Source organism: Kitasatospora sp. NPDC056783 (genome assembly GCF_042789895.1).
GTDB lineage: Bacteria > Actinomycetota > Actinomycetes > Streptomycetales > Streptomycetaceae > Kitasatospora.
In genome coordinates this window covers 1-5,158 of record NZ_JBHUAF010000496.1, presented here as the reverse complement: position 1 = coordinate 5,158, position 5,158 = coordinate 1, and the positions used below count along the sequence as shown (strand labels likewise).

Here is a 5,158-nt window from a genome sequence, read left to right as displayed (position 1 = left end):
GCCCGGGCCCGGGAGTCGCCCTCCCGCGCCCGGGCCGGCCCGGATCACCCGTTGATCTGATGGAGCGTCACTTCTGCTCGCTGAGAGCCTTGTTGAGCAGCACGACGTTGACGCCCTCGTTGCCGAGGAAGCCGGCCGAGCGGCCCTCGGTGAACTCGTCGACCAGGCGCTTCACCGTCTCCACCGGCAGGCCGCGGTTCTTCGCGACCCGGTCGACCTGCTCCTCGGCGTACGCGACGGAGATGTGCGGGTCGAGGCCGGAGCCGGAGGCGGTCAGCGCGTCGGCGGGGACGGTCGCCGGGTCGACGCCGTCGAAGGCGGCGACGGCGGCGCGCCGGTCGTCGACGGCCTTCAGCAGGTCCTCGCTGTTCGGACCGAGGTTGCCGGCACCGGAGTTGTCACCGGCGTAGCCGTTGGTGGAGGGCCGGGGCTGGAACCACTGAGGGTCCGGCCGGGGCTCCTCCTTGGGGTCCGCCGGGTCGGCCTTCGGGAGGTCGAAGCTCTGGCCGATCAGGCTGGAGCCGACCTGCTTGCCGCCGGACGTCACGATCGAGCCGTTGGCCTTGTCGTCGAACGCGACCTGGCTGATCCCGGTGATCAGCAGCGGGTAGGCGATTCCGAGGATCACCGTGAGCACCAGCAGCGCGCGCAGCGCGGTGAGGTGGGTGCGCAGGATCGTCGGCAGGGGCTTGGACATGGTTTTCTCTCCTTCCCCGTGTCAGCCGAGGCCGGGGATGAACTGGACGATCAGGTCGATCAGCTTGATGCCGACGAACGGCACCACCAGGCCGCCGAAGCCGTAGACCCCGATGTTGCGGCGCAGCAGCGAGCTGGCGTCGGACGGGCGGTAGCGCACGCCGCGCAGCGCGAGCGGGATCAGGCCGATGATGACCAGGGCGTTGAAGACGATCGCCGAGGTGATCGCGGACTGGGGGCTGTGCAGGCCCATGATGTTGAGGTGGCTCAGGCCCGGGTAGACCCCGGCGAACATCGCGGGGATGATCGCGAAGTACTTGGCCACGTCGTTGGCGATCGAGAAGGTGGTCAGCGCGCCGCGGGTGATCAGCAACTGCTTGCCGATCTCCACGATCTCGATCAGCTTGGTGGGGTTGGAGTCCAGGTCGACCATGTTGCCGGCCTCCTTGGCCGCCATGGTCCCGGTGTTCATCGCGACGCCGACGTCGGCCTGGGCGAGCGCGGGGGCGTCGTTGGTGCCGTCGCCGGTCATCGCGACCAGCTTGCCGCCCTCCTGCTCCTTCTTGATCAGGGCCATCTTGTCCTCGGGGGTGGCCTCGGCGAGGAAGTCGTCCACGCCCGCCTCCTCCGCGATCGCCTTGGCGGTCAGCGGGTTGTCGCCGGTGATCATGACGGTCTTGATGCCCATCCGGCGGAGCTCGTCGAAGCGCTCCCGCATGCCCTCCTTGACCACGTCCTTGAGGTGGATGACCCCGAGGACGCGGGCGGGCTCGCGGCCGGTCCTCGCGGCCACCACCAGCGGGGTGCCGCCGGCCGCGGAGATCCGGTCGACCAGGGCGGCGACCTCGTCGCCGACCGAACCGCCGTTCTCCTTCACCCAGGCGGAGACGGAGCCGGCCGCCCCCTTGCGGACCTGGTGCACCCCCTCCGCCTCGTCCAGGTCGACGCCGGACATCCGGGTCTGGGCCGTGAACGGGACCCAGGTGGCGTGCGTCAACTCGCCCTGGACACGGGCCCGCAGACCGTACTCGCTCTTGGCGAGGACCACGATCGAGCGGCCCTCGGGGGTCTCGTCCGCGAGGGAGGAGAGCTGGGCGGCGTCGGCGAGTTCCTCGGTGCCCACCCCGGGGGCGGGCAGGAACTCGGCGGCCTGGCGGTTGCCCAGGGTGATCGTGCCGGTCTTGTCGAGCAGCAGGGTGTTGACGTCGCCGGCGGCTTCGACCGCGCGCCCGGACATCGCCAGCACGTTGCGCTGCACCAGCCGGTCCATGCCGGCGATGCCGATCGCGGAGAGCAGCGCGCCGATGGTGGTCGGGATGAGCGCCACGATCAGGGCGACCAGGACGATCATCGACTGCGGGGCGCCCGCGTAGGTGGCCATCGGCTGGAGCGTGACGACCGCGACCAGGAAGACGATGGTCAGCGAGGCGAGCAGGATGTTGAGCGCGATCTCGTTCGGCGTCTTCTGCCGGGCGGCGCCCTCGACCAGGGCGATCATCCGGTCGATGAAGGTCTTGCCGGGCTCGGAGGAGATCTTCACCACGATCCGGTCGGACAGCACCTTGGTGCCGCCGGTGACGGCGCTGCGGTCGCCGCCGGACTCGCGGATCACCGGCGCGGACTCTCCCGTGATCGCCGACTCGTCGACGGACGCGACTCCCTCGACGACGTCGCCGTCGCCGGGGATGATCTGGCCGGCCTCGACCACCACGTGGTCGCCGAGCCGCAGCGCGGTGCCGGGCACCTCCTCCTCGGCCCGGGTGGCCGGCCAGTTCGTGAGCCGGCGGGCCATGGTGTCGGTCTTGGTCTTGCGCAGGGTGTCGGCCTGGGCCTTGCCGCGGCCCTCGGCGACGGCCTCGGCCAGGTTGGCGAAGACCGTGGTGAGCCAGAGCCACACGGTGATGGACCAGGCGAACACGGAGGGGTCGGCTATCGCGGAGACGGTGGTGACCACCGAACCGACCTCGACCACGAACATCACCGGGTTCTTGACCATCACCCGGGGGTCGAGCTTCCTCACCGCGTCCGGCAGGGACGCGATGATCAGCTTCGGATCGAGGAGACCGCTCGCCACTCTGTGCGGTGCGGCGGGCTCGGTCCGGTCGGCCGGTGCGGGGTTCTCGGCGTTGAGCGTAGGGGTGGACATCAGGAGGACAGACCTTCCGCGATCGGCCCGAGAGCCAGGGCCGGGAAGTAGGTGAGGCCGACGACGATCAGGACGACGCCCGACAGCAGGCCCACGAACAGCGGCTTGTGGGTGGGCAGGGTGCCCGGAGTGGCCGGGACCGGCTGCTGCTGGGCGAGCGAGCCGGCCAGCGCCAGGACGAAGACGATCGGCAGCAGCCGGCCGAGGATCATCGCCAGGCCGAGCGCGGTGTCGTACCAGTCGGTGTTGACGGTGATGCCGCCGAAGGCCGAGCCGTTGTTGTTGGAGGCCGAGGTGAAGGCGTACAGCACCTCGGAGAAGCCGTGGGCGCCCGAGTTGAGCATCCCGGCCCGCTCGCCCGGCAGGGCCATCGCCACGCCCGTGCCGACCAGCACGATCGTCGGAGTGGTGAGGATGTACAGCGAGGCGAACTTCATCTCCCGGCCGCCGAGCTTCTTGCCCAGGTACTCGGGGGTGCGGCCGACCATCAGACCGGCGACGAACACCGCGACGACCGCCAGCACGAGCATCCCGTACAGGCCGGAGCCCACACCGCCGGGCGCGATCTCACCCAGCATCATGTCGAAGACCGTCAGCCCGCCGCCGAACGGCGTGTACGAGTCGTGGAAGGAGTTCACCGCACCGGTCGAGGTCAGCGTGGTCGTGGCGGCGAACAGCGAGCTGGCGGCGATGCCGAAGCGCTGCTCCTTGCCCTCCATCGCGGCGCCCGCGGCCTGCAGGGCGCTGCCCTGGTGCTGCGACTCCGCGAAGGTGAGCAGGGCGGTCGAGGCGATCCAGAACAGGCCCATCACGGCGACGATCGCGTAGCCCTGACGGTTGTCCCCCACCATCCGGCCGAAGGTCCGCGGCAGCGCGAACGGGATCAGCAGGATCAGGAAGATCTCGACCAGGTTGGTGAAACCGGTCGGGTTCTCGAACGGGTGCGCCGAGTTGGCGTTGAAGAAGCCGCCGCCGTTGGTGCCGAGCAGCTTGATGACCTCCTGGGAGGCCACCGGGCCGCCCGGGATCTTCTGGACCTCACCGCTGAGGGTCGTCAGGTCGGTGAAGCCGTGGAAGTTCTGGATCACGCCGTTGGCGGCCAGGACCAGGGCGAAGACGATCGAGATCGGCAGCAGCAGCCGCAGGTTGATCCGGGTGAGGTCCACCCAGAAGTTGCCGACCCGGTCGGTCCGGTTGCGGGTGAAGCCCCGGATCAACGCGGCGACGACGGCGATGCCGACGGCCGCGGAGACGAAGTTCTGCACCGCCAGGCCCGCCATCTGCGCCAGGTGGCCCATCGCGGACTCACCCGCGTAGGACTGCCAGTTGGTGTTGGCGACGAACGAGATCGCGGTGTTCCAGGCCTGGTGGCCCTCCATCTGCGGAACTCCCAGGTTCAGCAGCAGGTGGCCCTGGAGGCGGATCAGGCCGTACAGGAAGAGGACGGAGACGGCCGAGAAGGCCAGCACCGAGCGGAGGTAGGCCGGCCAGCGCTGATCGGCGTCGCCGTCGACGCCGATCAGCTTGTAGATGCCGCGCTCGACTCTGAGGTGCTTGGAGGTGGTGAGCAGCCTGGCGATGTAGTCGCCGAGGGGGCGGTAGCACAGGGCCAGCGCGCCGACGAGGGCGAGCGCCTGCAGCCAGCCCGCGAGAGTGGATCCCATGTCAGAACTTCTCCGGGAAGATCAGCGCCACGACGAGATAGCCGACGAGCGCGACGGCCACGACCAGACCAGCGATGTTCTCGGCGCTCATGCGGCCACCTCGCTGCGCTCGCCGGGCGCCTGGCGCAACACGCGCCCTTCGATGGTTCGTTCGCTGCGCTCACTCACAGCTTCTCCACCCCCCGCGCGATCAGGGCGATGACGGCGAACACGGCGACCGTGACACCGACGTAGATGAGATCGGACATGGGCTCCACCAGAGTGGTTCGGGAGATGCCGCGGCCTGGGCCGGAGGGGCTCCGCGCGGCGCCGGTGGACGACCGGCAGATGCAGCAAAGCAGCCGTCAGAGGCGCGTTATGGCTCCCTGACGCCCTCCATACGGGTGATAGCGCGACGTTGACGCGACGTTGACGGACGCTTCACCGGACCGAGACCCGGGCCGGGGGCCTTGCGCGCGCCGGCCGCGGCTGTGCGGCTCCGTGGCTCTGCCGCCCTGCCGCCCTGCCGCCCTGCCGCCGGGAACGGGACGGCCCCGGACGGCGGCATCATGCCCGTCGCCGGTCTGCCCCTGCCCTTCGTCAGTTACGGCGGTACCGCCATGTTCGCGGCCTGGATCGCCATAGGGCTCCTCCAGTCGATCAAGCTGCAACG

Annotated in this window: 4 protein-coding genes and 1 pseudogene; 1 reads left to right on the top strand and 4 read right to left on the bottom strand. The window is 69.9% G+C overall.

Annotation, left to right across the window (positions count from 1 at the left end; translation table 11 throughout):
- Positions 1 to 67: 67 nt before the first annotated feature.
- The 4 genes from kdpC to kdpF are packed head-to-tail and all read right to left on the bottom strand — an operon-like array spanning position 68 to position 4,597.
- Entirely contained in the window at positions 68 to 697 is a 630-nt protein-coding gene (gene kdpC / locus ACFRMQ_RS37790) for a K(+)-transporting ATPase subunit C (protein ID WP_380735401.1), read from the bottom strand.
- A gap of 21 nt (positions 698 to 718) precedes the next feature.
- Entirely contained in the window at positions 719 to 2,842 is a 2,124-nt protein-coding gene (gene kdpB / locus ACFRMQ_RS37785) for a potassium-transporting ATPase subunit KdpB (RefSeq protein WP_380735400.1), read from the bottom strand.
- Complete coding sequence (gene kdpA, locus ACFRMQ_RS37780) at positions 2,842 to 4,506, bottom strand: potassium-transporting ATPase subunit KdpA (RefSeq protein ID WP_380735399.1); 1,665 nt, start codon at positions 4,504 to 4,506, stop codon at positions 2,842 to 2,844. The genes kdpB and kdpA overlap by 1 nt, the downstream gene beginning before the upstream one ends.
- A 1-nt stretch (position 4,507) precedes the next feature.
- Positions 4,508 to 4,597 (bottom strand): K(+)-transporting ATPase subunit F, encoded by a 90-nt coding sequence (gene kdpF, locus ACFRMQ_RS37775; protein WP_045693083.1) that lies wholly within the window; start codon positions 4,595 to 4,597, stop codon positions 4,508 to 4,510.
- Between the two features lie 451 nt (positions 4,598 to 5,048).
- On the opposite strand from kdpF, the pseudogene ACFRMQ_RS37770 reads away from it, so the two are divergent.
- Positions 5,049 to 5,158: pseudogene (locus ACFRMQ_RS37770) on the top strand (FtsW/RodA/SpoVE family cell cycle protein); the annotation flags it as partial.